This is a genomic window from Hoeflea phototrophica DFL-43 (genome assembly GCF_000154705.2).
In the GTDB taxonomy this organism is placed as follows: Bacteria; Pseudomonadota; Alphaproteobacteria; order Rhizobiales; family Rhizobiaceae; genus Hoeflea; species Hoeflea phototrophica.
This window is the reverse complement of record NZ_CM002917.1, coordinates 1,330,329-1,354,232: the sequence shown is the minus strand read 5'-3', so window position 1 is coordinate 1,354,232 and position 23,904 is coordinate 1,330,329. Positions and strand designations below refer to the sequence as shown.

At 60.5% G+C, this 23,904-nt stretch carries 26 protein-coding genes and 1 pseudogene; 10 read left to right on the top strand and 17 right to left on the bottom strand.

Annotated features, from left to right (window positions below; all coding sequences use genetic code 11):
• Positions 1–14: 14 nt before the first annotated feature.
• Positions 15–575 carry a LemA family protein gene (locus HPDFL43_RS06285; protein ID WP_007196447.1) on the bottom strand — a complete coding sequence of 187 codons (561 nt, stop codon included), beginning with the start codon at positions 573–575 and terminating at the stop codon, positions 15–17.
• 309 nt (positions 576–884) lie between these two features.
• Here HPDFL43_RS06285 and HPDFL43_RS06280 point away from each other — a divergent pair, with 309 nt between their 5' ends.
• Positions 885–2,354, top strand: a complete 1,470-nt coding sequence (locus tag HPDFL43_RS06280) for a sensor domain-containing diguanylate cyclase (protein ID WP_007196446.1) — start codon at positions 885–887, stop codon at positions 2,352–2,354.
• Positions 2,355–2,397: 43 nt separating this feature from the next.
• Here HPDFL43_RS06280 and HPDFL43_RS06275 read toward each other — a convergent pair whose 3' ends face one another.
• Complete coding sequence (locus tag HPDFL43_RS06275) at positions 2,398–3,351, bottom strand: glycine--tRNA ligase subunit alpha (RefSeq protein WP_007196445.1); 954 nt, start codon at positions 3,349–3,351, stop codon at positions 2,398–2,400.
• A 176-nt stretch (positions 3,352–3,527) separates the two neighbouring features.
• Here HPDFL43_RS06275 and HPDFL43_RS06270 point away from each other — a divergent pair, with 176 nt between their 5' ends.
• Both HPDFL43_RS06270 and HPDFL43_RS06265 read left to right on the top strand, forming a co-directional pair.
• Complete coding sequence (locus HPDFL43_RS06270; protein WP_007196444.1) at positions 3,528–4,109, top strand: TetR/AcrR family transcriptional regulator; 582 nt, start codon at positions 3,528–3,530, stop codon at positions 4,107–4,109.
• Between the two features lie 25 nt (positions 4,110–4,134).
• The gene (locus HPDFL43_RS06265; protein ID WP_007196443.1) at positions 4,135–4,422 is read left to right on the top strand and encodes a YciI family protein; all 288 of its coding nucleotides are present in this window, start codon (positions 4,135–4,137) and stop codon (positions 4,420–4,422) included.
• Here HPDFL43_RS06265 and HPDFL43_RS06260 read toward each other — a convergent pair whose 3' ends face one another.
• The 4 genes from HPDFL43_RS06260 to HPDFL43_RS06245 form a co-directional block, all read right to left on the bottom strand.
• Positions 4,423–4,614, bottom strand: a complete 192-nt coding sequence (locus tag HPDFL43_RS06260; RefSeq protein WP_007196442.1) for a hypothetical protein — start codon at positions 4,612–4,614, stop codon at positions 4,423–4,425. It lies immediately after the preceding gene.
• Positions 4,615–4,666: 52 nt separating this feature from the next.
• On the bottom strand, positions 4,667–5,524 hold the full coding sequence (locus HPDFL43_RS06255; protein ID WP_007196441.1) for a S49 family peptidase: 858 nt from the start codon (positions 5,522–5,524) through the stop codon (positions 4,667–4,669).
• A 160-nt stretch (positions 5,525–5,684) separates the two neighbouring features.
• Entirely contained in the window at positions 5,685–6,491 is an 807-nt protein-coding gene (locus HPDFL43_RS06250) for a tRNA1(Val) (adenine(37)-N6)-methyltransferase (protein ID WP_040449787.1), read from the bottom strand.
• 4 nt (positions 6,492–6,495) lie between these two features.
• Positions 6,496–6,741 (bottom strand): putative signal transducing protein, encoded by a 246-nt coding sequence (locus tag HPDFL43_RS06245; protein ID WP_007196439.1) that lies wholly within the window; start codon positions 6,739–6,741, stop codon positions 6,496–6,498.
• A gap of 133 nt (positions 6,742–6,874) precedes the next feature.
• Between HPDFL43_RS06245 and HPDFL43_RS06240 the strand changes: the two genes are divergently transcribed.
• From HPDFL43_RS06240 to HPDFL43_RS06230, 3 genes and pseudogenes are all read left to right on the top strand, one after another.
• Positions 6,875–7,891 (top strand): polyprenyl synthetase family protein, encoded by a 1,017-nt coding sequence (locus HPDFL43_RS06240; RefSeq protein ID WP_007196438.1) that lies wholly within the window; start codon positions 6,875–6,877, stop codon positions 7,889–7,891.
• 141 nt (positions 7,892–8,032) lie between these two features.
• Entirely contained in the window at positions 8,033–9,934 is a 1,902-nt protein-coding gene (locus HPDFL43_RS06235) for a tetratricopeptide repeat protein (RefSeq protein ID WP_007196437.1), read from the top strand.
• Positions 9,935–9,949: 15 nt separating this feature from the next.
• Positions 9,950–10,836 (top strand): annotated as a pseudogene (locus HPDFL43_RS06230) (4-(cytidine 5'-diphospho)-2-C-methyl-D-erythritol kinase).
• Between the two features lie 32 nt (positions 10,837–10,868).
• Here the strand turns inward: HPDFL43_RS06230 and HPDFL43_RS06225 are convergent.
• Positions 10,869–11,384, bottom strand: coding sequence for a glycosyltransferase family protein (locus HPDFL43_RS06225; protein ID WP_040449783.1), 516 nt, complete (start codon positions 11,382–11,384; stop codon positions 10,869–10,871).
• A 224-nt stretch (positions 11,385–11,608) separates the two neighbouring features.
• Here HPDFL43_RS06225 and HPDFL43_RS06220 point away from each other — a divergent pair, with 224 nt between their 5' ends.
• Positions 11,609–12,766 (top strand): PA0069 family radical SAM protein, encoded by a 1,158-nt coding sequence (locus tag HPDFL43_RS06220; RefSeq protein ID WP_007196434.1) that lies wholly within the window; start codon positions 11,609–11,611, stop codon positions 12,764–12,766.
• A gap of 160 nt (positions 12,767–12,926) precedes the next feature.
• Complete coding sequence (locus HPDFL43_RS06215; RefSeq protein WP_040449781.1) at positions 12,927–13,571, top strand: ribonuclease HII; 645 nt, start codon at positions 12,927–12,929, stop codon at positions 13,569–13,571.
• Positions 13,572–13,651: 80 nt separating this feature from the next.
• Here HPDFL43_RS06215 and HPDFL43_RS06210 read toward each other — a convergent pair whose 3' ends face one another.
• From HPDFL43_RS06210 to HPDFL43_RS06170, 9 genes are all read right to left on the bottom strand, one after another.
• On the bottom strand, positions 13,652–14,131 hold the full coding sequence (locus HPDFL43_RS06210; RefSeq protein WP_007196432.1) for a F0F1 ATP synthase subunit B: 480 nt from the start codon (positions 14,129–14,131) through the stop codon (positions 13,652–13,654).
• 15 nt (positions 14,132–14,146) lie between these two features.
• On the bottom strand, positions 14,147–14,734 hold the full coding sequence (locus HPDFL43_RS06205) for a F0F1 ATP synthase subunit B (RefSeq protein WP_040449779.1): 588 nt from the start codon (positions 14,732–14,734) through the stop codon (positions 14,147–14,149).
• A gap of 68 nt (positions 14,735–14,802) precedes the next feature.
• Positions 14,803–15,030, bottom strand: coding sequence for a F0F1 ATP synthase subunit C (locus tag HPDFL43_RS06200; protein WP_007196430.1), 228 nt, complete (start codon positions 15,028–15,030; stop codon positions 14,803–14,805).
• 67 nt (positions 15,031–15,097) lie between these two features.
• Complete coding sequence (locus HPDFL43_RS06195) at positions 15,098–15,847, bottom strand: F0F1 ATP synthase subunit A (protein ID WP_007196429.1); 750 nt, start codon at positions 15,845–15,847, stop codon at positions 15,098–15,100.
• A 40-nt stretch (positions 15,848–15,887) separates the two neighbouring features.
• Positions 15,888–16,292, bottom strand: coding sequence for an AtpZ/AtpI family protein (locus HPDFL43_RS06190; RefSeq protein WP_007196428.1), 405 nt, complete (start codon positions 16,290–16,292; stop codon positions 15,888–15,890).
• Between the two features lie 239 nt (positions 16,293–16,531).
• Entirely contained in the window at positions 16,532–17,710 is a 1,179-nt protein-coding gene (locus HPDFL43_RS06185; protein WP_425348835.1) for a cell wall hydrolase, read from the bottom strand.
• A gap of 269 nt (positions 17,711–17,979) precedes the next feature.
• On the bottom strand, positions 17,980–19,479 hold the full coding sequence (gene der / locus HPDFL43_RS06180) for a ribosome biogenesis GTPase Der (protein ID WP_007196426.1): 1,500 nt from the start codon (positions 19,477–19,479) through the stop codon (positions 17,980–17,982).
• 39 nt (positions 19,480–19,518) lie between these two features.
• Entirely contained in the window at positions 19,519–20,190 is a 672-nt protein-coding gene (locus tag HPDFL43_RS06175; RefSeq protein WP_007196425.1) for a tetratricopeptide repeat protein, read from the bottom strand.
• A 132-nt stretch (positions 20,191–20,322) separates the two neighbouring features.
• Positions 20,323–20,910, bottom strand: a complete 588-nt coding sequence (locus HPDFL43_RS06170; protein WP_007196424.1) for an NnrU family protein — start codon at positions 20,908–20,910, stop codon at positions 20,323–20,325.
• A gap of 188 nt (positions 20,911–21,098) precedes the next feature.
• Between HPDFL43_RS06170 and HPDFL43_RS06165 the strand changes: the two genes are divergently transcribed.
• Both HPDFL43_RS06165 and HPDFL43_RS06160 read left to right on the top strand, forming a co-directional pair.
• Entirely contained in the window at positions 21,099–21,431 is a 333-nt protein-coding gene (locus HPDFL43_RS06165) for a TraR/DksA family transcriptional regulator (protein ID WP_007196423.1), read from the top strand.
• An 84-nt stretch (positions 21,432–21,515) separates the two neighbouring features.
• On the top strand, positions 21,516–22,559 hold the full coding sequence (locus HPDFL43_RS06160) for a polysaccharide deacetylase family protein (protein WP_084594584.1): 1,044 nt from the start codon (positions 21,516–21,518) through the stop codon (positions 22,557–22,559).
• Positions 22,560–22,617: 58 nt separating this feature from the next.
• Here the strand turns inward: HPDFL43_RS06160 and sbmA are convergent, their stop codons facing one another.
• A complete protein-coding gene (gene sbmA / locus HPDFL43_RS06155) occupies positions 22,618–23,856 on the bottom strand; it encodes a peptide antibiotic transporter SbmA (RefSeq protein ID WP_040449771.1) in 1,239 nt (412 codons plus the stop codon).
• Positions 23,857–23,904: the final 48 nt, after the last annotated feature.

Here is a 23,904-nt window from a genome sequence, read left to right as displayed (position 1 = left end):
CTTAATGTCTTGGATTACTGGAAGGACACCTTCGGCACCGCACGGTCCGCATCGTCCTCGATCTCGAAATACTCGGCCTTGACGAAGCCAAACTGATTGGCGATCAGCACCGAAGGGAAGGATTCCACCGAGACATTGAGGTTGCGGACCGCACCATTGTAATAGCGCCGCGACATCGAGATCTCGTTTTCGGTTTCCTCAAGCGCGTCCTGGAACTCCTTGAAATTCTCGTTGGCTTTGAGATCGGGATAGCTTTCCGCCACCGCCATCAGCCTTCCGAGCGCGCCGCTGAGCGCGCCTTCAAGCGTTGCACGCTGTTCGGGTGAACCGCTGCTGCCGGCAACCGCCTGGCCGCGCAGCCGGGTGACCTCCTCAAGCAGTTCCTTCTCGTGCGACATGTAGCCCTTGACGGCTTCGAGCAGGTTGGGAATGAGATCGGCGCGGCGCTTGAGCTGAACATCGATCCCGCTCCAGCCCTCACCGGCCATCTGCCGGTTCTTGACCAGCGTGTTGTAAAGCGAAATCCCGTAAAGCACGATGCCGGCCAGCACCGCCAAGATGATCCAAGTCCCCATACTTCCACTCCTGGCTTGTAGGCATTTTTCATTCGGACCCGCAGGCCCGACCTGACGGTTCAATGAACTTACGCACACTCACTGCAAAAATCCATGGCCGAGACGGGGACGGGCCGCATGATTACCCGACTCAAAACAGTCCGAGATCCCCGCGGCTCCTCGGCGCGACCAGCACGGAGGTGTTAATTCTTCCCAAAGCTGTAAAGCTTTGATTTATCATTAAGCCTTCATAGTCGAGGGCACCTTACCAACCGTTGCTGCGGTCGCTTTTTCGCCATTCAAATTCTGAAGACACAGGATCATTGCGAGATGAAAACCTTCGACGCCACCATTTTCGAGCTCGCGCCCGTCGCCATGTGGATCGAGGATTTTTCCGGGGTGAAGAAGCAGTTCGACAAGTGGCGCGCTGAGGGGGTCGAAGATATTCGGGCATTTCTCAAAGAGGATCTGACGCGCGTCGAATCCTGCTCGCGCGAAATCAAGGTGCTTGATGTCAACAGCAAGACGCTGGAGCTTTTTGAAGCCAGGGATCTCGCGCATCTGGTGGAAAACATCTCGGTCGTATTTTCCGAAGACATGTTTGAAAGCCACATCAATGAACTGGCAGCGCTGTGGGAAGGCAAGACGGAGTTCAGCAGCAACGCGGTCAATTATTCGCTGTCAGGGCGACGCATGGACATCCAGCTCAAAGGCTCGGTGATGCCGGGCCATGAAGAAACGCTTGGACAGATCCTGCTGACAACCGAGGATGTGACAGCGCGCGAAGACGCGCGGCGCAACGAGAACCAGAGCCGCCGGCATGCCGAGGGGCTGTTCGAGTATTCGCCGGTATCGCTGTGGGTTGAGGATTTCAGCCAGATCAAGGACCTGATCGAAATGGTGCGTGATCGCGGCATTGTCGATTTCCGCGTTTTCATGGACGTCCATCCGGAGTTTGTCCGCCAGTGCATGAGCGAGATCCGGGTCATAAACGTCAACCAGGCGACACTTGACCTGTTCGGCGCTCCCGACGTTCAGACCCTGCTGCTGCGTCAGTCGGAAATCTTCCGCGACGAGATGGAAAAGCCGTTCCGGGAACAGTTGATGGATCTTTGGGAAGGCAAGCTCTACCATCATCGCGAAGTGGTCAATTATGCGCTCGACGGGTCGACACGGCATATTCTGCTGCATTTCGCGGTGTTGCCGGGGCACGAAGACGATTGGTCCCAGGTCCAGGTGGCTCTTACCGATATCACCGCGCGCAAGAAGGCCGAGGCCTATCTCGAGTATCTCGGCAAGCACGACGTGCTGACCAAGCTGCACAATCGCGCCTTCTTCACCGATGAACTCAACAGGCTCGAGCGGAAGTCATCGCGGCCGGTCTCCGCGATCCTGATGGATCTGAACGGCCTCAAGGAAGCCAACGACCAGCTCGGCCATGATGCCGGCGACGCGCTGTTGCGCCGGTTTGGCGAGGTTCTCAACGGCGTGGTCTCGTTGCCCAACCATGCGGCACGGATCGGCGGCGATGAATTCGCCATCCTGATGCCCGGAGCCGACCGGAAAGCGGCCGCGTCAATGGTCGAAACCATCAGTGAATTGCTGCACATCAATAACCAGTTCTATTCAAACACTCCGATCAGCGTGGCGATCGGCATGGCGACGAGTCATGACGGCGAGAAGATGGAAGAGCTGGTCAAGCGCGCCGATATGGCGATGTACGAAGACAAGCGGCTGCATCACACCGGCGGCTCGACAATGGAACAGAAGGCAAAGGGCGCATCCGCACTCGCCAGCTGACAGCGCCGCCCCGATCAAGCAGACCCGGAGAGGCGGCTATCGCCTATTCGGCAGCCTGCAGGAAGCCGTGGCCGCCAGCGTCGGTCAGCAGGAAGGCTTCGCCACACTGACGCGACAGGTTGCGCACGCGCAGGATATAGCCCTGACGCTCGGTGACCGAGATCACGCCGCGGGCATCAAGCAGGTTGAAGACATGGCTTGCCTTGATGCACTGGTCGTAAGCCGGCAGCACGCATTTGTGAAGCGAACCCGGCTCGGATGGTGCGCCGCTCTTCAGAATGGCTTCGCATTCCTTTTCCGCATCCTCGAAGTGCTTGAGCAGCACCGCGGTGTCGGCGATCTCGAAATTGTACCGCGAATATTCCTGCTCGGCCTGCAGGAAGACATCGCCATAGGTCACCTTCTCTGCGCCTTCGCGGCCATTGAAGTTGAGGTCATAGACATTGTCGACGCCCTGGACATACATCGCCAGGCGCTCGAGACCATAGGTCAGTTCACCGGCAACAGGTGCGCACTCGATGCCGCAGACCTGCTGAAAATAGGTGAACTGGCTGACTTCCATCCCGTCGCACCAGCACTCCCAGCCAAGCCCCCAGGCACCCAATGTCGGACTTTCCCAGTCATCCTCGACAAAGCGGATGTCGTGCAGCAGCGGATCAATGCCGATGGCGGCGAGCGAGCCGAGATAGAGTTCCTGGAGGTTTGACGGATTGGGCTTGAGGATCACCTGATACTGGTAATAGTGCTGCAACCGGTTGGGGTTCTCGCCATAGCGGCCGTCCTTGGGGCGGCGCGAGGGCTGCACATAGGCCGCATTCCAGGGCTTTGGCCCAAGCGCGCGGAGTGTTGTTGCCGGGTGAAACGTGCCGGCGCCGACTTCCATGTCATAGGGCTGAAGCACGACGCAGCCGTAATCGGCCCAGTAGCGATGCAGCGCCAGAATGAGGCCCTGGAATGAACGGGTCGGCTTCATGTGATCTGGAAGGGTTTCGGTCATGGCTTGGGTCCGGATGGCGCATCATGGGGTCGCGGGCCGTTCTCGGTGCGGCCCTGAATGTGCGGCGACAGGTGCCATGAAGGGATTGACCGGTCAAGTCTGCAGCCAGGCTCTTGACTGCTTAGGGCAAGTGTCCTAATAAATTGGGACAAACGACCTAATATGGAAAATTCTCCATGAAAGCCGATGAAACGCGCCGGAAGATCGTGATCGCAGCCGACCAACTGTTTTACGAACAGGGGTTTGAGAAGGCGTCCTTTGCCGACATTGCCCGGGTCGTCGAGATTTCGCGGGGCAACTTCTATTACCACTTCAAGACCAAAGACGACGTTCTGGCCGCGGTGATTGAACACAGGCTTGATGAGCGCAAGGCGATGTTGCGCCATTGGGAGCAGCAGGAAGACAATCCCGCGAACCGGATCAAGAGCTTCATCAACATCCTGATTGCCAACCAGACCAAGATCATGGCCTTCGGATGCCCGGTAGGGACGCTTTGCTCCGAACTGGCCAAGCTCGATCATGCCCTTAAACCGGAGGCCGCAGGGCTATTCACCTTGTTCGCCGAGTGGCTGGAAGAGCAGTTTGTAGAACTCGGACACAGCGGCCAGGCCTCCGATCTCGCCATGCATCTGCTCATGCGTAGCCAAGGCGTTGCCTCTCTCGCCAACACCTTTCAGGACGGTGACTTCGTCCGCCGGGAGGTTGAAGCGATGTATCAATGGCTGGACAACCAGCTTTCAACTCACCGCCCAAATTGATTGTGGCCAGGAACAGGAGAATCCGGTGTTTCTCATCATGCTTCGTTTTTCCGACAACAAGGCAGCGGCCGCCGAACATATGCAGGCGCACAACGCATGGATTGCCAAAGGCTTTGAGGATGGTGTGTTCCTGCTCACCGGCAGCATCGAGCCGAAACAGGGCGGTACAGTGCTGGCTCACAACATCGCACGCGCCGAGCTCGAAATGCGCGTGGATGAAGACCCCTTTGTCGCTAGCAATGTGGTAACGGCCCAGATTGTCGAAATCACCCCGGGGCGTACGGATCCAAGACTGGATTTCCTCAGGGCGTGATCACTCGTCCGGCTTTCTCAGCCGATACTCGCCGGTTTCCGGATCTTCGATCAAGGTGCCCTGGGCGCCGGATTTGGTCTCTTTCTCAGCCTCTCGCACACGGGCGCTGACGCGCTCGGCCTCGGCCAGAAAGCGCTTGTACCCAAACCATCCAATCGCGCCCACGGCGGCGAGCAACAGAAGCTGCGGCATGGAGCGATCCTCCCTATCGTGTTTTGACCCGGAACTCCGCCGGGCCTCGTTCTCAGAGCCCGTAGCGGGACCAGAGTGCGCGTTCGTCGATGGCATTCAACCCTGCTTCGGCCACTCCGGCAAGTGCGTTTGCAGCGAACCCGGTGGCAACGCCGGGTACCTTGCGGCCGAACAGCCCGCGTTGCGGCGCGATCAGCCGCATTTTCACCTTGTCGCCATAGCGGGCGCGAAGGGTTGCGCGAAGATCGCCCAGATCATCAACCAGGCCCAGTTCCTTGCCGCGCTGACCGGTCCAGAAGCGGCCGGTAAACATGTCCGGATCATCCTTGAGGCGGGCACCGCGGCTGTCCTTGACGAGGTCTATGAAGACCTTGTGAATGTCGAGCTGCAGCTCCTTGAGATAGGCGATGTCTTCCGGGTTTTCCGGCTTGAACGGATCAAGCAACGACTTGTTCTCGCCGGCGGTGTAAACGCGGCGCTCGACGCCGATCTTGTCGATCAGGCCGGTGAAGCCGAAACCGGCGGAGATCACGCCGATGGAACCGACCACGGAGGACGGATCGGCGATGATCTCGTCACCGGCGCAGGCGATCATGTAGCCGCCGGAGGCTGCCACATCCTCGACGAACATCAGCACCTTCTTGTCCTTCTCTTCGGCGAGATCGCGGATCCGCTTGTAGATCAGCCGCGACTGCACCGGAGACCCGCCAGGCGAATTGATCATGATCGCCACCGCAGGCGCCTGCTTGTCGGCGAAGGCCCGGGCGAGCAGAGGCGCAGCAGTTGCCAGATTGAGGTTCTGGCGAAACTGGTTGCCGCCGGCCATGATCGCGCCAGAGAGCCGCACCACGGGGATCACCGTCATGTCCTTGCGGAAGCGGGCGGGAAGAAGGGATTTCAAAGAAGCCATAGCTCAGTTGTCCTGACATGCATGGCGCGCATTCGGCGCCTCAAACAATGTTAGGCAACATGTATGTCTTTTCATTTCCAGTACAATGTCTGGTGCGGCGGGAATGTCCCGGAGCATCGTGTTTCCGTATTGCGAGCCCTGTGGTCAGCCCTGTTCCGGTTTATTTTAACGCGCGCGTTCTCACCCGGCGCGGCCATGATCCGTGCCCATTGGCCAGGTCGTTCATCAGCGGCGAGAAATCGCGCGCCTCGCCTTCATGAATCACGATCCTGTCCCGCAGGACCAGCCGCGCCCGGCTGCCCTTGATCGCCGTCAGCAGAATGCGGATCGCGTCATCGCCATGTCTGGGGCAGACCGGGGTGATTTCGACACCACCGAAACGCCGCTTGAAACCGGTGAGGATGTCGCCAAGCGATTCGGGCCGGGCGATTACGGAAACCTGACCGCCCGGTTTGAGAATGGCGCTTGCGGTTCTGAGCCACTGCTCGAACAGGTCGGGGCTGTCCATCGCATGGGCTTGCGCCTTGAGGGGATCGGGCGTGGTGCGATCCCTGCCCGAGTTGAAAGGCGGGTTCATGATCACATAATCATGCGACGCATCCATCAGGCCCGCGGCACTGCGGGCGTTGCCGCGGAGGCTCACATCGGCCTCAAGCACTCTGACGCGCGATGCGAGATGGACATTTTCAGCCAGCAGAAGCGTGCGGCGGGCGCAACCGGCCATCTCCGGCGCGCGCTCGACCAGCAGGACATCGAGAGCGGGGAGCCGGCTTGCTGCAGCCAGACCCGCAGCCCCTGCGCCGGCCCCCAGGTCGGCCAGCGATCCTGTGGCGCCATCGGCAATGGTTGCTGCCAGCAGCATGGCGTCCATCCCGGCGCGGTGACCGCCATCCGAAGGCTGGACCACAAAGAACCCGCCATTGTGAAAGGCGTCGACCGTGTAGCCGTCAGGCACGGCTTGCGGCATCAGGTCAGCGGCCTTCGTCACGGTCGCCCCACGGCCGAAGCTCATTCTCAAGACCCGCGTCGATGACAATCCGGCGGGCCTGGGACGCCATTTCCGCATCCACCAGAATCCGGCGCGGAATGATGCCCACCGACCCTTCCAGAATGCTCATGCCGCTGTCCGCAACGAGACAGCCAATGCCCGCGTCACGCATCAGGCTCTCGACAAAGGAGATAAGCACCGGGTCATTGGTGCGGATAAGATCATGCATCGGTTTTTCCTTTGCCCATTTGTTTCATCCGAGCATATCAGATATCAAGCCCTGCCCGTGCCAATTCGCCGCTTGCGGCATGGTTCGGGCCTGAATATTGTGGCGCAAAATTGGCAAGCAGGAGTGCGGTCCCGTGGGCGTAGTCGTATCACTGGAAGATGGAAAACAACGTGACGCTTCGGTCAAGCCACTGGTCGACAAGACCCGCGGTGACATGGAGCGCGTCAACCAGTTGATCTTGTCCAAGGCCGGTTCGGATGTGGCGATGATTCCCGAGGTCGCGAACCATCTGATTTCTTCAGGTGGAAAGCGGCTCAGGCCGATGCTGACGCTCGCTTCGGCCACCATGTTCGGCTACAGCGGCGACTTCCATATCAAGCTCGCCACTTCGGTCGAATTCATGCACACCGCAACATTGCTGCATGACGACGTGGTCGATGAAAGCGATCTGCGGCGCGGACGCTCGACAGCGCGGATGATCTGGGGCAACCAGGCAAGCGTTCTGGTTGGCGACTTCCTGCTCGGACAGGCCTTCAAGATGATGGTCGAAGTCGGCTCGCTCGAGGCGCTTGATGTGCTCTCCACCGCCGCCGCCGTGATCGCTGAGGGCGAGGTCCTGCAGCTGTCGGTGGCCAAGAACATGGAAACCACCGAGGACGACTATCTCTCGGTGATCCGCGCCAAGACGGCGGCCCTGTTTTCAGCGGCCTGCGAGGTCGGCCCGATCATCGCCGAGACCAGCAAGGCCGAACGCAGCGCGCTGCGCTCCTACGGGATCAATCTGGGGCTGGCGTTCCAGCTCATTGACGATGTGCTTGATTATGGCGGCTCGGCCAATGATCTGGGCAAGAATGTCGGCGATGACTTCCGGGAGGGCAAGATCACCCTGCCGGTGGTTCTGGCCTACCGGCGCGGTTCGGAAGCCGAACGCGCGTTCTGGCGCGAGGCCATCGAGGGCGGCAAGAACGACGATGCGGCGCTGGAGAAAGCGCTCGGCCTGATCACCAAATATGGCAGCCTCAAGGACACTATGGCGCGGGCAGAGCACTATGCATCGATTGCGCGTGACGCGCTCGCACCGCTGCCTGATTCGGACGAGAAAGCAGCGCTTCTGGAAGTCATTGCCTTCTGCCTGAACCGGGCCAACTAGCGCGTCTGGGCCGGTTCACAACGCGGTCGGGCCAACTAATCGCGTGCGCCTTGCCGCACTGCGCCAAAAAAGCCATTGTGTTGGGCAACATGCTTCGGCAAGTGGCCTGTGCGCGGCCAATCAGATATGAGGCACGACTTGATGCGGCAATACCTTACAGCCCGGCTTGCAGCCAGCGTGGCGCTTGGCGTCCTGCTATCGATCAGCGGAGTGGCAACCGGCGCAATCCCGAATGAAGCGCGGGCTTCCACACAGGACGAGCAACCCAATTTCCTCGGATTTGCCAGCGCCTTCCTGGCTGCGCGAAGCGCGGATATGGACAATGACACGGTCAACGCGATCGAGTTCTACACCAAGGCGCTGGAGTTCGATCCCGAAAACATCGATGTGAAGCAGCGCCTGATGGTGGCGCTGTTCACCGATGGGCGGTTTTCCGAAGGCGTTGCGCTGGCACGCCAACTCAAGGACGACCCGGCCGTCGCGCAGGTTTCGCAACTGGCAATGGCGGTGGAAGCCACGACCAAGCGGGAGTACCGCAAGGCGGCGAGCCTGCTTAACCCGGCTGACAACAACCCGATTGACCGGCTGCTGAACACGCTGTTGAAGGCCTGGGCCGATTTTGGTGATGGCAAGGGTGAGGAGGCACTTCAGTCGGTTGTCGGGCTGGAGGGACCGACCTGGTATCCGGTGTTCACCCGTTACCACGCCGGTGCGATGTCACTGGCGCTGGGCGACAAGGCCGGCGCCCGGACACAGTTCACGGACCTGATCGCCGATCCGCAGGGCGGTGGCGCGGCACCGGACACCTATATTCGCACCGTGATGGCGCTGGCCAGCATGGAGGCGCGTGACGGAAACAAGCGGGCAGCGCTTGACGCTTTGGCCGCGGGCGAAGACTTTTCGCCCAATTATGCCCCATTGGCGGCACTCAGGCAGTTGATTGAAGCCGATGGCAAACCCGAGCCAGGCGTCAAAACCGCACAGCAGGGCGCGGCGGCAGCGTTGTTCACGCTGGGCGCAGCCCTCAATCGCGATGGTGCGGAAGAAACGGTCGCTGTCTATCTGCAGTTCGCGCGCACACTCAATCCCGATGACGCCGCGACCCTTGTGATTCTGGGCAGCCTCAAAGAGCGGCTCGGCAAGATGGAAGACGCGATCGCACTCTACCAGATGGTCCCCGAAACGTCACCAATGCGGCGTGTTTCGGAGTTGCAGCTGGGCCTGGCGCTGGCCGATATGGGCCGCAGTGCCGAGGCCAAGGACCACCTCAAGTCACTGATTGAATCTGATCCGAAGGATCTGAGAAGCTACCTGGCCTATGGCAGCGTTCTGTCCCAGGACAAGGACTATGCGGAAATGGCGCTCAACTATGAGACGGCGATTTCGATGGCCGGACCAACGCCGACCCGCAATGACTGGAACCTGTTCTTCCAGGCCGGCATTGCCCACGAGCGGCTCAAGCAATGGCCGCGGGCCGAAGCGCATTTCAAGCGGGCGCTGGAGCTGTATCCCGACCAGCCGCAGGTGATGAACTATCTCGGCTATTCCTGGATCGACATGAACATGAATCTCGAAGAGGGCATGGATCTGATCCGCGCAGCCGTCGATCTTCGCCCGAATGATGGCTACATTGTCGATTCGCTCGGATGGGCGCATTACCGTCTTGGCAACTTTGAGGATGCGGTGCGCGAACTCGAGCGTGCGGTCGAACTGAAACCGGCGGATCCGACAATCAATGATCATCTGGGGGATGCCTATTGGCGGGTCGGCCGGAAGCTTGAAGCCACCTTCCAGTGGAACCGGGCGCTTGCCAATGATCCCGATGAGGATCTCAAGCCGAAGATCGAGTTGAAGCTCGTCGAGGGCCTGGCGGAAGAGGATGGCGCTGTTCCCGCAACAGCCAATGGCAATCTGGGCACGGCACCATCAGGTGCGCCCGAGCTCAATGGGGCCGGATCCGACAAGAAAGGCAGTCTTGAGCAGGACGGAGCGCGCAACAAGCATGCCGGGCTTACGGGCGGAAGCCCGGTTGTTCCCAACTGAAGCGCGATCTCCTTCATGTCCACGCTGCAGAGCCTGAACGCACCTGCCAAGGTCAATCTTGCGCTGCATGTTACCGGACGCCGTGAGGACGGCTATCACCTCCTTGAGACTTTCGCGGTCTTTACCGCGCTCGGGGACCGGATTTCCGCCGAACCGGACGATCATGACAGTTTTTCCATCGACGGCCCTGAAGCAGGACCGCTGAGGGGCGAAGCGTCCGGATCCAATCTGGTGGCGCGCGCGCGCGACGCCCTGCGTGAGGCGGCACGGGCGGATGGTCATGCGGCGGAGCCGGTGCGGCTTCATCTTGACAAACACTTGCCGGTCGCCTCGGGCATTGGCGGAGGCTCGGCGGACGCCGCTGCGGCGCTCAAGTTGTTGGCGCGCCTGTGGGGCTACCAACCGGCACCAGAAAAGTGGCGGCGATCGGGCTTCAAATTGGTGCGGATGTTCCCATGTGCCTTGCCAGCCGGCCACTGATTGCCAGCGGCATCGGCGAGGCCTTGGCGCCTGTCGAGCTTGGTTTCGTGCTTGATCTGGTGATCGTCAATCCGCGGATCGGCGTGTCCACTCCGGTTGTGTTTTCCGCTCTTGAAAGCCGCACCAACCCGCCGCTTCCCGCGCATAAGGGCCTATCGGACAGATCAAGCTTCATCAGCTGGCTGACGCAGACCCGCAACGATCTGGAACCACCGGCCTGCGCCAAGGTTCCCGGCATCGCCGAATGCCTTCAATCATTGCAGGATGCGGGTGCATTGTTTGCGCGGATGTCGGGGTCAGGGGCCAGTTGCTTCGGGATCTATGAGAGTGCTGCAGCGGCCGAAACAGCGGCACTTGCCATCCGCAAGGCGCAACCGGGATGGTTTGTCGAAGCGACCCACACATTGCCGCAGGACAGCTGAACGCGCCGGGAACGGGCGCAGCGGTTCCCCTTTCAGGAAAAGGCCAGCACGGCCGCAGGCACGATTTCGCAGCGGAGCTTTTTCATTGCCAGGCCGCGCCCAAGGCTTTCAAGCGATTGGCCAGACCTTGCATTGGCGATTGCCTGTCGCTTGGGCAGGACCACGCCATGCTCAAGCGCGGACAGCGGCCTGCGCCACCTTGCGAAGAAAGGCAGACGGTAATCGCGTGAAGGCCGCATCCGTGCCGGAGGACCGCCAAGCGCAAGGTGCTGGACAAGCTGTTCGATCCAGCCCTGCAAGGGCCGCGCACCAGGCTCTATCAGCAGCAGCCATTCACCACGCGCAGCACGGACAACATCGACAAGATCGCCATCTTCGATGAACTTGCAGCCTGCAGCATCGGCGAGCCTGGCCGTGCCGTCACGTGAGCCGCGATCGAGAATCACCACTTCCGCTATCAAGCCTTCCACAGCACCCGGGACAAGGGCTGCGAGACTGACAGCAAGCGCGTTTTCCTGATCCTTACATTCGATGAGAACACTTATCATGCCTTCTTTTAGGCGAACTCCTTCTGAAATCAAAGCAATGGCGCATGTTCGGTTCAGATTCCGAAGAATCTGGGCGCTTTCCGGAACCAATTCCGTCATCGGGAATCGAGCCTCCAAACCTTCCTGTTCTTTTTGTTCTTGCTTCGTTCCGTTTTTTGCGATAGGAAAATAATCAGCAAAGTCACCGGAACGACATTCACCCAGCCGGTGCGATTGGAGGTTTCATGCCGAGCCTTTCAACATTGAAGCAGACCGCCTTTGACCCGTCGCTGCAGGCCCTGGAAGCCGATGCACTGGTCAAGGCAAGTGGTCTGCGCGTGGCTGACGAGCGGGCTCGCGGCCGTGGCGCAGGACTGAACATGTCCGGCCGCTTCGAGATTGCAAGCCGTGAAGTCTTTGATGACGGCTGGAGCAGCCTTGAAGATCTCGCCCCGTTCAAGACCGAGGTTCAGGTGGAAAAGCCGCGCACGGTGATCACCCGCAACCAGTCGCCGGATCTGTCGTTTGACCGTTCGATCAATCCCTATCGCGGTTGCGAGCATGGATGTGTCTATTGCTTCGCACGGCCGTCGCACGCCTATATGGGCCTGTCGGCAGGCGTGGATTTCGAGGCCAAGCTGTTCGCCAAGCCTGATGCTCCGCGGCTGCTTGAGCGCGAACTGTCGCGACCTGGGTACAAGGTGCAGCCAATCGCGATCGGAACCAACACTGATCCCTACCAGCCGATCGAACGGCAATGGCGCATCATGCGGCAATTGCTAGAGGTGCTGGAGGCGGCGGGCCATCCGGTTGGCATTGTCACGAAATCTGCGCTGGTCACGCGCGACATCGACATTCTCTCACGCATGGCATCGAGGGGACTGGCGCGGGTGGCGCTCTCGGTCACCACGCTCGACCGCAAACTGTCGCGCACCATGGAGCCAAGGGCCTCGACGCCCGAGAAGCGGCTGGAAGCAATGCGCGCTCTGTCAGACGCGGGCGTTCCGGTTTCGGTGATGGCAGCGCCGGTGATTCCGGGGCTCAATGATCACGAGATCGAGCGTATCCTCGATTCGGCCAAGGCCGCAGGCGCCGATGCCGCTGGCTATGTGATGCTTCGGCTGCCGATCGAGGTCAGCCCGCTGTTTCGCGACTGGCTGCTCCGGCACTATCCCGACCGCTACCGCCACGTGATGTCGCTGATCCGCTCGATGCGTGGCGGCAAGGATTATGACGCGGAGTTCGGCAAGCGGATGCGCGGCAGCGGACCTTATGCCTGGCAGGTCGCACGACGGTTCCAGATGGCCTCAAAACGCCTCGGGCTCAATCTGCGCAAGACACCGTTGAGGACAGACCACTTCGTGCCGCCCCTGGGTGACGGCGTGCAACTGAGCCTTTTGTAGCCACAGTGGCGGCGGCGCCGATTTCGCTTTCGCGCCGCCCCCCTTTCAGATCCGGATCGTCACCCGCCCCTTTTACGACGATCCGGCGCCCGCGCGGTTTCCGCCCCGTGCCGCCCGGGCCTTGCAGAGGATCGGGCGGGTGTGCGAGCTTCGCCGCAACATGGCCCGCACCCCGCCCGATTCCCTGTTCCCCGATTACCCGGCATCGCCTGATGACCGTTTCGAACGGCATTTCAGCAAGGACGGCCTTTTGCCGGTTGCCGGTCTGGATGAAGCCGGCCGGGGTCCGCTTGCCGGCCCTGTCGTCGCCGCGGCAGTTATCCTTGATCCGGCCCGGATTCCCGAAGGGCTGAACGATTCCAAGGCGCTCAGCCGGAAGAAGCGGGAAACTCTGTTTGATCAGATCATCGCCACCGCCATGGTCTCCATCGCAAGCGCGTCGCCGCGCGAGATCGATGTCACAGATATCCGCAAGGCGAGCCTCACTGCAATGCGCCGGGCGCTTATCGCGCTTCCGGTCAGGGCCGGTTACGCGCTCATTGACGGGCGGGACATTCCACCAGGCCTCACCTGCCCCGGACGGGCGCTGGTCAAGGGTGACGCGCGATCCTTGTCGATTGCAGCCGCCTCGATCGTTGCCAAGGTGATGCGCGACAGGATGATGATGCGGGCAGCAATCCTGTATCCCGTCTATGGTTTTGACAGCCATAAGGGATACGGCTCCGCAAAGCATCTTGCGGCGATCCGGGAGCATGGCCCTTGCCCGCTGCACCGGATGAGCTTTCGGCCGTTGCGCGCCGATTAAAGGTTTCGATTTCGCAAGCCAACGAAAAAGGCCGGGATAAATCCCGGCCGTTATTCATTCTCCTGATGCGATGAAACCGCTCAGTTGAGGCGTGTCTTCAGATCACCAAGCGATGCTTTGAAAAGCGCGTCGGATGCCTTTGAATCGACTTTCTTGCCGATCAGGTTTTCCGCAGCCACAACTGCCAGATCGACGGCAGCGGCCCGAACCTCGTTGATCGCATCGGCCTCGGCCTGCTGGATCTTCTGTTCAGCCATTGCTGTGCGGCGGCTCACATATTCTTCGGTCTTGGCCTTGGCCTCGTCGCGCAGGATTGCAGCTTCCTTCTCCGCGGCGCTCAGAATGCCTGCGGCCTCGGCCTCGGCTTCCTTGCGCTTGCGCTGATATTCGGCAAGCAGCTGTTGCGCTTCTTCACGCAGCTTCTTGGCCTGCTCAAGTTCGTTGCGGATCTGGTCCGCGCGCTTGTCCAGCGCACTGCCCATCATCGCGGGAACCTTGATGTAAGCCATGATGCCCAGGAAGATTATCAGACCAACGAGGGCCCAGAATGAAGCGTCCATAATCGTTTCTCCCGCTTACTTGCCGGACGCAGCACGGATCGCGGCTGCGACCTCGGCTTTTGTCACGGTTCCGCCGAGCAAGTGCTTGACCAGATCGGTGGCGGTGTCCTGGGCAATCGTGTCGACGTCACCGAGCGCCTTGGCCTTGATGGCGGCGATGCTCTTTTCCGCATCAGCCATCTTGGCAGACAGTTCGGCTTCCGTTGCGGCCCGTTCGGCGTCCGCTGCAGACTTTGCCTTTTCGCGAGCGGCCTCGGCAATTGCCGATGACTTCTTGCGTGCCTCGGCCAATTCCTGCTCATAGGCGGCAATTGCTGCGTCGGCTTCTTCCTTCAGGCGATTGGCTTCGTCGAGATCCTGAGCGATCCGGTCGCGCCGGTGCTCGAGAATTCCGCCAATCCGGGGAACGACGACCCGCGACATCAGCAGGTAGAACAGCCCGAAGGTGATCGCCAGCCACAGAAGCTGCGAGGCGAACGTCGATTGATCGAAGGGCGGGAACACGCCGCCGCCACCATGGGCGTCGCCGCCGGGAGTCCCGGCTTCCGAATGTGTCCCTTCGGTGGGGTTGGACTCGGCGTAAGCCGGTGTCACAACAAACATGGTCACCTCCAGATGAACTGCCACGCCGGAGAATTCCGGCGCGGCAAGCCTAGATCTTCAAACGTCGATTAGACGGCGAAGAGCAGAAGGAGAGCGACGAGCAGCGAGAAGATGCCCAACGCTTCGGTCACGGCGAAGCCGAAGATCAGGCGGCCGAACTGGCCGTCAGCTGCCGAAGGATTGCGCAGAGCGCCCGACAGGTAGCTGCCGAAGATGTTGCCCAGGCCGATGCCTGCGCCGCCCATGCCGAGGCATGCGATGCCGGCGCCGATGTACTTTGCTGCTTCTGCTTCCATGATAGAGCTCCTTTGGAATGGGATGGATGCAACTGTCTTGGCGGGGATCCGCCGGTGATTTGTAGTCCTAGTGGCCTGGATGCAGGGCGTCGTTGAGGTACATGCAAGTCAGCACCGCAAAGACATAGGCCTGAAGGAAGGCAACGAGGAATTCGAGAGCGGTCAGCGCGACGGTCATGATCAGCGGCAGGATGGCGCCGCCGATGCCGAGCGCGCCCATGCTGCCAAGCGACACGACGAAGCCGGCAAACACCTTGAGCGTGATGTGACCCGCCAGCATGTTGGCGAAAAGACGAACCGAAAGGCTGATCGGGCGCGACAGGAAGGAGATAACCTCGATCATGACCACAAGGGGCATAAGCACGCCGGGCACGCCGGATGGCACGAACAGATTGAGGAAATGCAGGCCGTGCTTCCAGAAGCCGTAGACGATGACTGTGCCGATCACCAGCATCGCAAGAGCGAAGGTCACGATCAGATGGCTGGTGACGGTGAAGAAATAGGGGAACATGCCCAACAGGTTCGCCACCAGAATGAACATGAACAGCGAAAACACCATCGGGAAGAAGCGCATGCCTTGCGACCCCGCCCCGTCTCGAAGCATCGACGCCACGAATTCGTAGGACATTTCCGAGATCGACTGAAGCCGTGAGGGCACGAGACCGCGGTTTGCCGTGGTCATGAACAAAAAGCCGGCAGCCACTGCAACTGTCGCCACCATGAACAGCGACGAATTGGTGAAGGACAAGTCCAGACCGCCAATTTCGATAGGCACGATTTTGCTGATCTGGAACTGACTAATCGGATCGTTGGCCACCTGATGCCTCTTTCTCGCTGTCCGGGCCTGCCGGACGTATCTACTTGTCTTCGTCCCCGCGTCCACCGGACTGGCCACGCCCCGTCCCATCGGACTGGGCCACCGCGCCGGTTGAGCGCAACACATTGAGTACTCCGGCACAAAACCCAAGGAGCAGAAAAACAATCATGCCCCAGGGCGCTGTGCCCGCAAAACGATCTATCAGATAGCCCAGAAGCGCTCCAACGATCACGCCGGCGATGAACTCGCTCGACAATTTGATCGCAAGCGCGAAACCCTTGGCAGCTTCCTGGTTTGGTGCCTTTTCAACCTCCACCTTGCGGCGGGCGAGAAGTTCGGCGTCCAGTCGCTGTCTACGGGCCTCAAGGCTTTCTGATCGGCCGGTTTCGCCACCGTCGCTGTTACCCGGGGTCTCCGGGTGGTCGGACCCGCGCTTTTCATCCATGAAGGCGCACTCCTGACATGCCAGCAACGGCCACAAAAAGGCCGCTTTGAAGTCGGGCGCAACATAGTTTTAGGCTTGGTTATAGTCAAGGCGCGCCACAGCTATCTGCAACGCCAATTTTTATAATAAAATTCAATTACTTAGAACGAGTGGCCAGACCACCGCTACGGAAGTATCAGAAAAACTTCACCAGGTGCGTCAGACTCACGCAGATGGCAGGGCGCGGCTGGCGGCAGGGATCAGGACCAGCCGCCGCCATATGTGACGTAGAAAATATGCAGGCCGATTTTGCCTACGCGGCGCATTCTGTGGGCCCAGGGCGGGTTCACATAGGTGGCGTGGTAGTGAGTCGAAGACCCCACCTGATCAAGCCAGATCTTGCCTGCGGTGGTCGCCAGCGCGATTTCCTCGGCCATATCCCAGTGCTTGGGCGACCGGACCCGGTCCTTGATTCCATCGCAGGCAAAGGAAAACTGGCAGCGGTTGCGCCAGGTCTTGTTCTGGTAAACGACGCCGCAGATCGTCTTCGGATAGGTCGGATTGCGGACCCGGTTGAGAATCACCTGTGCAACGGCGGCCTGGCCTTCCACGGATTCGCCGCGGGCTTCGAAATAGATGCCGGCGGCAAGGCAGCGCTGTTCTGATTCGGAGAATGTGTGCGCAGGAAGCGCCGTGGCCGCCCAGGCATGGTCCTCAGGGGTCACCGGCGGAATGAAGCGGCCGCGCCGGGTTTCTTCGCGCAGTATCGAGCTGAACGGAGACTGGCGCGCATAGTCCGGCTTCGCGGGCGCATAGGCTGTGGCCAGAATGTCGGGATTGTCGTTGGTGACCAGGCTGGCCAGCATCGCCGGCACCTGGGGATCACGCTTGGCCTCGCCCTTTGTGTAAAAGGCGGTGGCAATCTCGATTTCCTTGCCGCGAATGTCGGGCTTGAGGAAGGCCATTGCCTGTTTGCCGTCGAGTGTCGGGCGCAACAGGCTCGACTGGCGTTCGAGAACGCTTCCTGCAGAAAAATCCTTGGGCGGGCTCACCGGCGCGACCGTCACCACCCGGCCCTTCTTGAGGTGGCGGGTCACCCTTTCGGCGTCCGGACGCGCATCCATGGCGCCAATCTTGCCCTGAAACGCGATCTTGTCGCCATTGGGCAGAACCACACCGGCTCCGGAAACCGTGGATGACGTCAGGATCGGATCGGTAAAGGTGATTTCCGCCGCCTGGATCGATCCCGCGGGTGACGCTGTCAGATTGGTTTTCCAGCGGGTTTCGGATCCTTCGCCGCCGGCAAGCATCGCCGTCATGTCGGCATGGGATGTGATGGTCGGTGTCGACAAAAAGGCGGCCAGGCCAAAAAGGACCGGCGCGGACAGACGGCCAAGCAGGGAATGGCCGCTGGCGGACATACGACGCTTCTGACGCAAGACAACTACTCCGGAACACAACAAACGCAACTGAACACTGCAGAACAGAATGGAGCATTAACCTTGATGGAGCGTTAATGCGGATGCTGTTGTGGTCAATTGCATGGCCAGGCGCGGTTTCTGCGCGCAAAATCCGGCTTCGCTTGGACCGGCTTGTGGTCATTTCAGGGCGGGCAGACACCCTCGACAAGCCCAGACCTCATCCAGAGATGTGAAGGCTGCCAGGCAACACTTGCAGGATCAACGCAGCGACAGCTGCGCCGAAGGAATCAGCCGCGGCGCTTTCCGCCCGGCTTTCCGGATTTGCCCTTGGTGGCGGATTTTTTCGGCATCAGCGAGGGCCGCCTGGCCTTGCCGTCCTTGGGCGCAAATGGATTGTCGCCGCTGCGGTAGACCACGCGCAGGGGCACGCCCGGCATTTCAAAATCCGCGCGCAGGGAATTGATGAGGTAACGGGTGTAGGATTCAGGCACCGCCTCAGGGCGGGTGCAGGAAATCATGAAGCCCGGCGGCCGCGCCTTTATCTGGGTCATGTATTTGAGCTTGAGCCTGCGGCCCGACACCGCCGGGGGCGGATGATGGCCCTGGGTGTGATCCAGCCAGCGGTTGAGCTTGGCGGTGGAAATGCGCTTGTTCCAGACCCGGTGGACGAGCGCGATGTTTTCCATCAGCCGTTCGAGCCCCTCGCCGGTCTGACCCGCCACGGTAACGGCTCGGATGCCGCGGATCTGCGGCAGCAGCCGGTCGGTCATCTCGCGCAGTTCGGCGAGCTTTTCCTGGCGGTTGTCGATCAGATCCCACTTGTTGAAGGCAATCACCGGCGCCCGGCCTTCGCGCACGACCAGATCAGCGATCTGCAGATCCTGTTTTTCAAAGGGGATGGTGGAATCGAACACGATCACCACCACTTCGGCAAAGCGGATGGCGCGCAGCGCGTCGGCAACCGAGAGCTTCTCGAGCTTTTCCTGAACGCGGGCCTTGCGGCGCAGACCAGCTGTGTCGAACAGCTTGATCTTGCGCCCCTTCCATTCGAAATCGACGGCAATGGAATCACGGGTGATACCGGCCTCGGGACCGGTCAGCAGCCGGTCCTGTCCGAGAAACTGGTTGATCAGCGTCGACTTGCCGGCATTGGGCCGTCCGACAATGGCGACGCGCAACGGCTTGGTCTCGTCATATTCGGGACCTTCGTCATCCTCATCAACGGATGTGGGAATATCAATATTGGTGACGGCGTCGGCAAAGGCGCTGTCCTTGGAAGGAAAACACCGCTCTTCGCCAAACGCCTCAACGATCGCATCACGCAGATCGAGCATCCCGCCGCCATGCTCGGCGGAGACCGGGCAAGGCTCACCAAGCCCCAGCCGCCAGGCATCGAGCATGCCTGATTCGGAGCCCTTGGCCTCGGCCTTGTTGGCGACCAGCACCACCGGCTTGCCGCGTTTGCGCAGGATATCGGCCAGCAATTCGTCGGCAGGAGTGAGGCCCGCCTTGGCATCGATCAGGAACATTGCGCCATCGGCTTCATCAATGGCTGCTTCGGTCTGGGCGCGCATGCGGCCTTCAAGCGTATCGGGCCCGGAGACTTCGAGACCCGCCGTGTCGATCATGGTGAAACGCAGATCGACCAGCCGCGCATCGCCCGGCCGGCGGTCGCGGGTCACGCCCGGAGTGTCGTCGACCAGCGCCAGCTTACGGCCGGCGAGCCGGTTGAACAGTGTGGATTTGCCGACATTCGGACGCCCGACAATGGCAAGGGTGAGGCTCATGCTAGCTCCTTGCCCGAAGGCCCGGCCCGGGGCTCACGCTCAGGACGCACCGCCGCGGGCGGCAATCAGATCGAGGATCACACGTGCGCGATTTGCAACGCCGCGTGGCGTCTGATTGTCATTTATAACTTCATTGAACCATTCAGACGCCTTGGCAAGATCGCCTGCCTTGAAGGCAGCCAGGCCCAGTGCCTCACGAGCTGCGTGGCGGGCGGCATTGCCGGGAACAGCGAGCACCTCGACCTCAGCCGAGACATCATCATAGCTGCCGTGATCGACCAAAAGGTAGGCTGCGCGCATCCGCGCTGCATCGCGAATGGCGGTTGGCTGCGACGCGTCCTTGCCGATGGAGGAGAAGGCGGAAATGGCAGCTGCCGAATCGCCCTGATCCGCCAGAACTGTGGCTGCGCGCATGCGCGCCAGAACCGGATAGGAACCATGCCCGGTCGCTTCCAGTTCCTGGAAACCGGCGAGGGCTGCATCGGTGTTGCCGTCGCGGGCCAGTTCGAGCGCTGCTAGGAATGCGTCGCCGGATTTCGCAGCGGTGCTTTCCTGCCAGTATTCCCAGCCACGCAGACCGGCGGTGACGGCCACGATCGCGATGGCCGCGCCGATAATGACAAAGCGGAACCGCGCCCACAGCGCCTTGAAGTAATCCGAACGAAGGTCGTCATTGACCTCGCGCACAAAGGTTGAATTGTCGTCGCTCATCGCGTTACCGGCAGAGACCGGTCCTCTCAAAGTCATGCCACATCGGGCGTTTCGTGTGGCCTTTTAGCGGATTTTGCAGCTTCTGTAAGGGGGGGGAGCTCACGAAAGCACCTAAACCGTTGGCGACAGGCATCACATTCCGATGATCGGAGACACGCCAAAGAACCAACGGTGCAGCCAGATCACGAATGCGACATAGAGCGCCAGTCCGCCAACAACCGAAACCAGATCCCATTTGATCGGGCCGGCGACGGGATTGCTTGTCAGACCGGCCTGAAGGCGCTTCTTCTCCGAAATCCGGTCCACAACGGCCCAGGCCAGAAAGCCACCGAACAAGAACAACGATGCCAGATCGCCATTGGCCAGCAGATGAACCAGCGCCCAGATCTTCACGGCCAGCAGCATGGGATGCTTCACTGCCGCCTTGATCTTGCCTGCGGGCACCTGGGACGCCACCAGAAAAATCATGGCGAAGAGCATCGCCAGGAGGACCACGTGGCTCACCCATGCCGGTGCAACCCAAAAGACAACCGGATCCAGGCGCGCCTGACCATAGCCCCAGACCAGGACCAGGAACCCAAGAAGCGACACAGCGGTATACATGCCTTTCCAGGCATTGAGCCCGCGCGCCTCAATCTGCGACTGGCGGAACTCGGGCGCAACGATGCGGACCGAATGAACTCCCAAAAACAGCACAAGCCCGACAATCAGCCAGATCATTCCTGAACTCCCATGTGGCAACCGGTTCCTCCGGCCAAAACCTGCATCAACATAGCCCGGCAAGCCCATTTATCAAAGCTGTCTGATGACAACATTGCCCGGCGCCAATTGCCGCACGAAGCGCCTCAGGTGGCGCGGCCAAGTCATCGGGGTTTGTCCGGCAGGCTTCTCTGCTCCATGATACCTTGATGGAACCGGACCTTGAGACTGCACGCAAGCGGCTTGCCGAGAAGAAACGAGAGCTCGAAGCCATGTCGGAGATGAGCGAGGAGGCGCGCGCGCCGGTGACGCTTGACCAGCAATCGGTCGGCAGGCTTTCGCGCATGGACGCGATGCAGCAGCAGCAAATGGCGCAGGCACAGGAGCGCGCCCGCAAGCGCGACCTGGTTCGGATCGAGATGGCCGAACGCCGGCTGGCCGATGGTGAGTATGGGTTTTGCGCCGAATGCGGCGAGCCCATTGCCGGTAAACGGCTGGAGATCGACCCTATGGCTGAAAAATGCGTTCGCTGCGCATCCTGAGCGGACGTTCACAGGACCGCCGCAATTGGCGGGCAAACCTCCTTTCAATGTTCTGATTGCGCGTAATGACGGGTTGCCACCAGCATGCCACTCCCTGCCCCATTGGCCCTACGGGCCGCACCTACCCTTCTCTACGGCAGCCTGATTGCCGCACTTAGCCTGGCCTTAACGTCAGCTCGCGCCGCATCCGCTGACGCGTCACAGGGACGAGACGGCCAGGCCGAGCGGCCTGATCAACTGGTGCTGATTTCCTTCGATGGCGCGCATGACAACCGGCTCTGGGAGCGCAGCCTCGGGCTTGGGAAACGCACCGGCGCAAAATTCACGTATTTTCTCTCCTGCACATTTCTGATCAGCAAGGACGAGCGCAAGAGCTACAGGGCGCCGGGGCATTCCGCTGGGCGCTCCAATGTCGGCTTCGCGCCGGACAAGGCCGATGTGCTTTCGCGGCTCGGCCATATCTGGACCGCACACCAGTCCGGCCACGAGATCGGAAGCCATGGCTGCGGCCATTTCGATGGCAAGGACTGGAGCAGGACACAATGGCTCGACGAGTTCGCTCAGTTTGACGCGGTTCTGGCGCAGGCCTGGAAAAAAAACGGTGCTGAGCCGCCGGCCGGCTGGGCCGATTTTTCGACCTCGACCATCAAGGGGTTTCGCGCGCCCTATCTTTCGACCGGCAAAGGACTGTTTGCGGCGCTTGAAGCCCATGGACTGCGCTATGACGCCAGCACAGTCTCGCGCGGACCAGTGAAGCCCGACACAAGCCAGAAGGTGGCGCGATTCGCACTGCCGCTTATTGCAGAGGGGCCGAGGCAGCGCCCGATTATCGCGATGGATTACAATCTGTTCGTGCGGCATTCAGGTGGGCTGGAAAACCCATCCAAATCAGAGGAATTCGAAGAGCGCGCACTGGCCGCCTTCCGGGCCGCGTTCGAAGCGGAAAATTCCGGCGAGCGCCGGCCGTTGCAGCTCGGGTTTCATTTCGTCGAAATGAACGGCGGCGCCTATTGGCGTGCGCTCGAACGCTTCGCCGGAGAGGTCTGCGGGCAACCCGAAGTCGCCTGTGTGAGCTATCAGGAGGCCATCGATCGCATGGCCCCCTCTTCATCAAAACCTGACAGCTGACCGCCTCGCAAATCCGCTGCAAGCGCTGACCGCCCCGGATCGGGCCTAGATGGCCAGATCAGGCATTGGCGGCGCCTGCGATGGGCTCGGGCAATGGATCGCCATGGATCAATGCCTCGAAGGCGATCAGACGTTTGTGGATCGAGATCAGATCGATGATCGTGGTCCATGAGTTGGCAAGGAACTTGAAGCTTTCCTCGACCTGGTTGAAGGCGTTGTTGATCTGGGTGAACACACCGAGCGTGATTGCGCCCGCCACCACGGTCGGCCCGAGCGCGACCAATGGCACGAAGTTCGATGCCTGGAGATAGGACCAGCGGGCGATGCCGAAATAGAGATAGTGGAAATAGAGCCGGTAGTAATTGCGCCGGACGGCGGAGAACAGTTCGGTCACATGCGGTGGGGCTGCGCGCTCGACATGATCCTCGCCATAGACCAGCTCCTTGCGGTAGGCCGCCTCCACCTTCTGATTGTTGAATTCGAGACCTGGCAGCTTGAAACCGACCACCGCAAGCAGAACCGTGCCAAAGGCGGCTGACAAGAGCGCCACATAGACCAGGGATCCATCGACCTGGCCGAAGAGCGGCATTTCGGTGACCTGTTGAGACAGTGTATAAAGCAGAGGCAGGAACGCGATCAGAGTCATGATCGAGCGGACAAAAGAAACGCCGAGGCCCTCGACGATGCGGGCGAAGCGCATGGTGTCTTCCTGCACACGCTGGGCCGCACCTTCGACCGATCGGAGCTTGGGCCAGTGCTCCATGTAGTAGTTGTTCATCGCCGTGCGCCAGCGGAACACATAGTGGGACACGAAGAAATCGAGCAGCACGAGAACCATGATGTAGGGGATCAGGATCCAGGCTACGGTTGCGAGTTTGCCGAAATACTCCCCCGACGTGACCGAACCCGGCTCACCCAAAGCCTTCTGAATGAGGTCGTAAAATGCCCCGTACCAGTCATTGAGGAACACGGAAATCTGCACGTTGAAATAGGTCGACAACATGATCAACGTGGTGCCGCCAACCGACCAGGCAAACCATTTGTTGCGTTCGCGGACCGCCCAACCAGCAACAAACACCAATCCACAAGCCACGATATAGATATAGGTCCAGGCCTTCTCGGCGGAGAGAAACGGAGGTCTTTCGCCTTCGATCACCGCGGGAACATAGGAACCCAGGATATCAAGGCCGGTCTGCCACTCACTGAAGCCGGAGAACCAGATGGCCATGGCAATGCCGGTCCAGAGCACTGCCGACAGAAAGAACACCTTGGGCGTGGGAAAGAATGAAACAAACAATTGGGGCAGATCCTGCACTTGGCCCCGCGGGAGCGGGACGTGATTCGT

Coding starts and splice junctions, on each gene's coding strand:
- HPDFL43_RS06270 (WP_007196444.1), top strand. CDS start 3,528: ATGAAAGCCGATGAAACGCGCCGGAAGATCGTGATCGCAGCCGACCAA.
- der (WP_007196426.1), bottom strand. CDS start 19,479: ATGAGCCTCACCCTTGCCATTGTCGGGCGTCCGAATGTCGGCAAATCC.
- HPDFL43_RS06285 (WP_007196447.1), bottom strand. CDS start 575: ATGGGGACTTGGATCATCTTGGCGGTGCTGGCCGGCATCGTGCTTTAC.
- HPDFL43_RS06175 (WP_007196425.1), bottom strand. CDS start 20,190: ATGAGCGACGACAATTCAACCTTTGTGCGCGAGGTCAATGACGACCTT.
- HPDFL43_RS06250 (WP_040449787.1), bottom strand. CDS start 6,491: ATGCCGCAAGCCGTGCCTGACGGCTACACGGTCGACGCCTTTCACAAT.
- HPDFL43_RS06260 (WP_007196442.1), bottom strand. CDS start 4,614: ATGCCGCAGCTTCTGTTGCTCGCCGCCGTGGGCGCGATTGGATGGTTT.
- HPDFL43_RS06235 (WP_007196437.1), top strand. CDS start 8,033: ATGCGGCAATACCTTACAGCCCGGCTTGCAGCCAGCGTGGCGCTTGGC.
- HPDFL43_RS06215 (WP_040449781.1), top strand. CDS start 12,927: ATGGCCCGCACCCCGCCCGATTCCCTGTTCCCCGATTACCCGGCATCG.
- HPDFL43_RS06280 (WP_007196446.1), top strand. CDS start 885: ATGAAAACCTTCGACGCCACCATTTTCGAGCTCGCGCCCGTCGCCATG.
- HPDFL43_RS06225 (WP_040449783.1), bottom strand. CDS start 11,384: ATGATAAGTGTTCTCATCGAATGTAAGGATCAGGAAAACGCGCTTGCT.
- HPDFL43_RS06170 (WP_007196424.1), bottom strand. CDS start 20,910: ATGATCTGGCTGATTGTCGGGCTTGTGCTGTTTTTGGGAGTTCATTCG.
- HPDFL43_RS06255 (WP_007196441.1), bottom strand. CDS start 5,524: ATGGCTTCTTTGAAATCCCTTCTTCCCGCCCGCTTCCGCAAGGACATG.
- HPDFL43_RS06245 (WP_007196439.1), bottom strand. CDS start 6,741: ATGCATGATCTTATCCGCACCAATGACCCGGTGCTTATCTCCTTTGTC.
- HPDFL43_RS06220 (WP_007196434.1), top strand. CDS start 11,609: ATGCCGAGCCTTTCAACATTGAAGCAGACCGCCTTTGACCCGTCGCTG.
- HPDFL43_RS06165 (WP_007196423.1), top strand. CDS start 21,099: ATGGAACCGGACCTTGAGACTGCACGCAAGCGGCTTGCCGAGAAGAAA.
- HPDFL43_RS06190 (WP_007196428.1), bottom strand. CDS start 16,292: ATGGATGAAAAGCGCGGGTCCGACCACCCGGAGACCCCGGGTAACAGC.
- HPDFL43_RS06275 (WP_007196445.1), bottom strand. CDS start 3,351: ATGACCGAAACCCTTCCAGATCACATGAAGCCGACCCGTTCATTCCAG.
- HPDFL43_RS06210 (WP_007196432.1), bottom strand. CDS start 14,131: ATGGACGCTTCATTCTGGGCCCTCGTTGGTCTGATAATCTTCCTGGGC.
- HPDFL43_RS06200 (WP_007196430.1), bottom strand. CDS start 15,030: ATGGAAGCAGAAGCAGCAAAGTACATCGGCGCCGGCATCGCATGCCTC.
- HPDFL43_RS06160 (WP_084594584.1), top strand. CDS start 21,516: ATGCCACTCCCTGCCCCATTGGCCCTACGGGCCGCACCTACCCTTCTC.
- HPDFL43_RS06205 (WP_040449779.1), bottom strand. CDS start 14,734: ATGTTTGTTGTGACACCGGCTTACGCCGAGTCCAACCCCACCGAAGGG.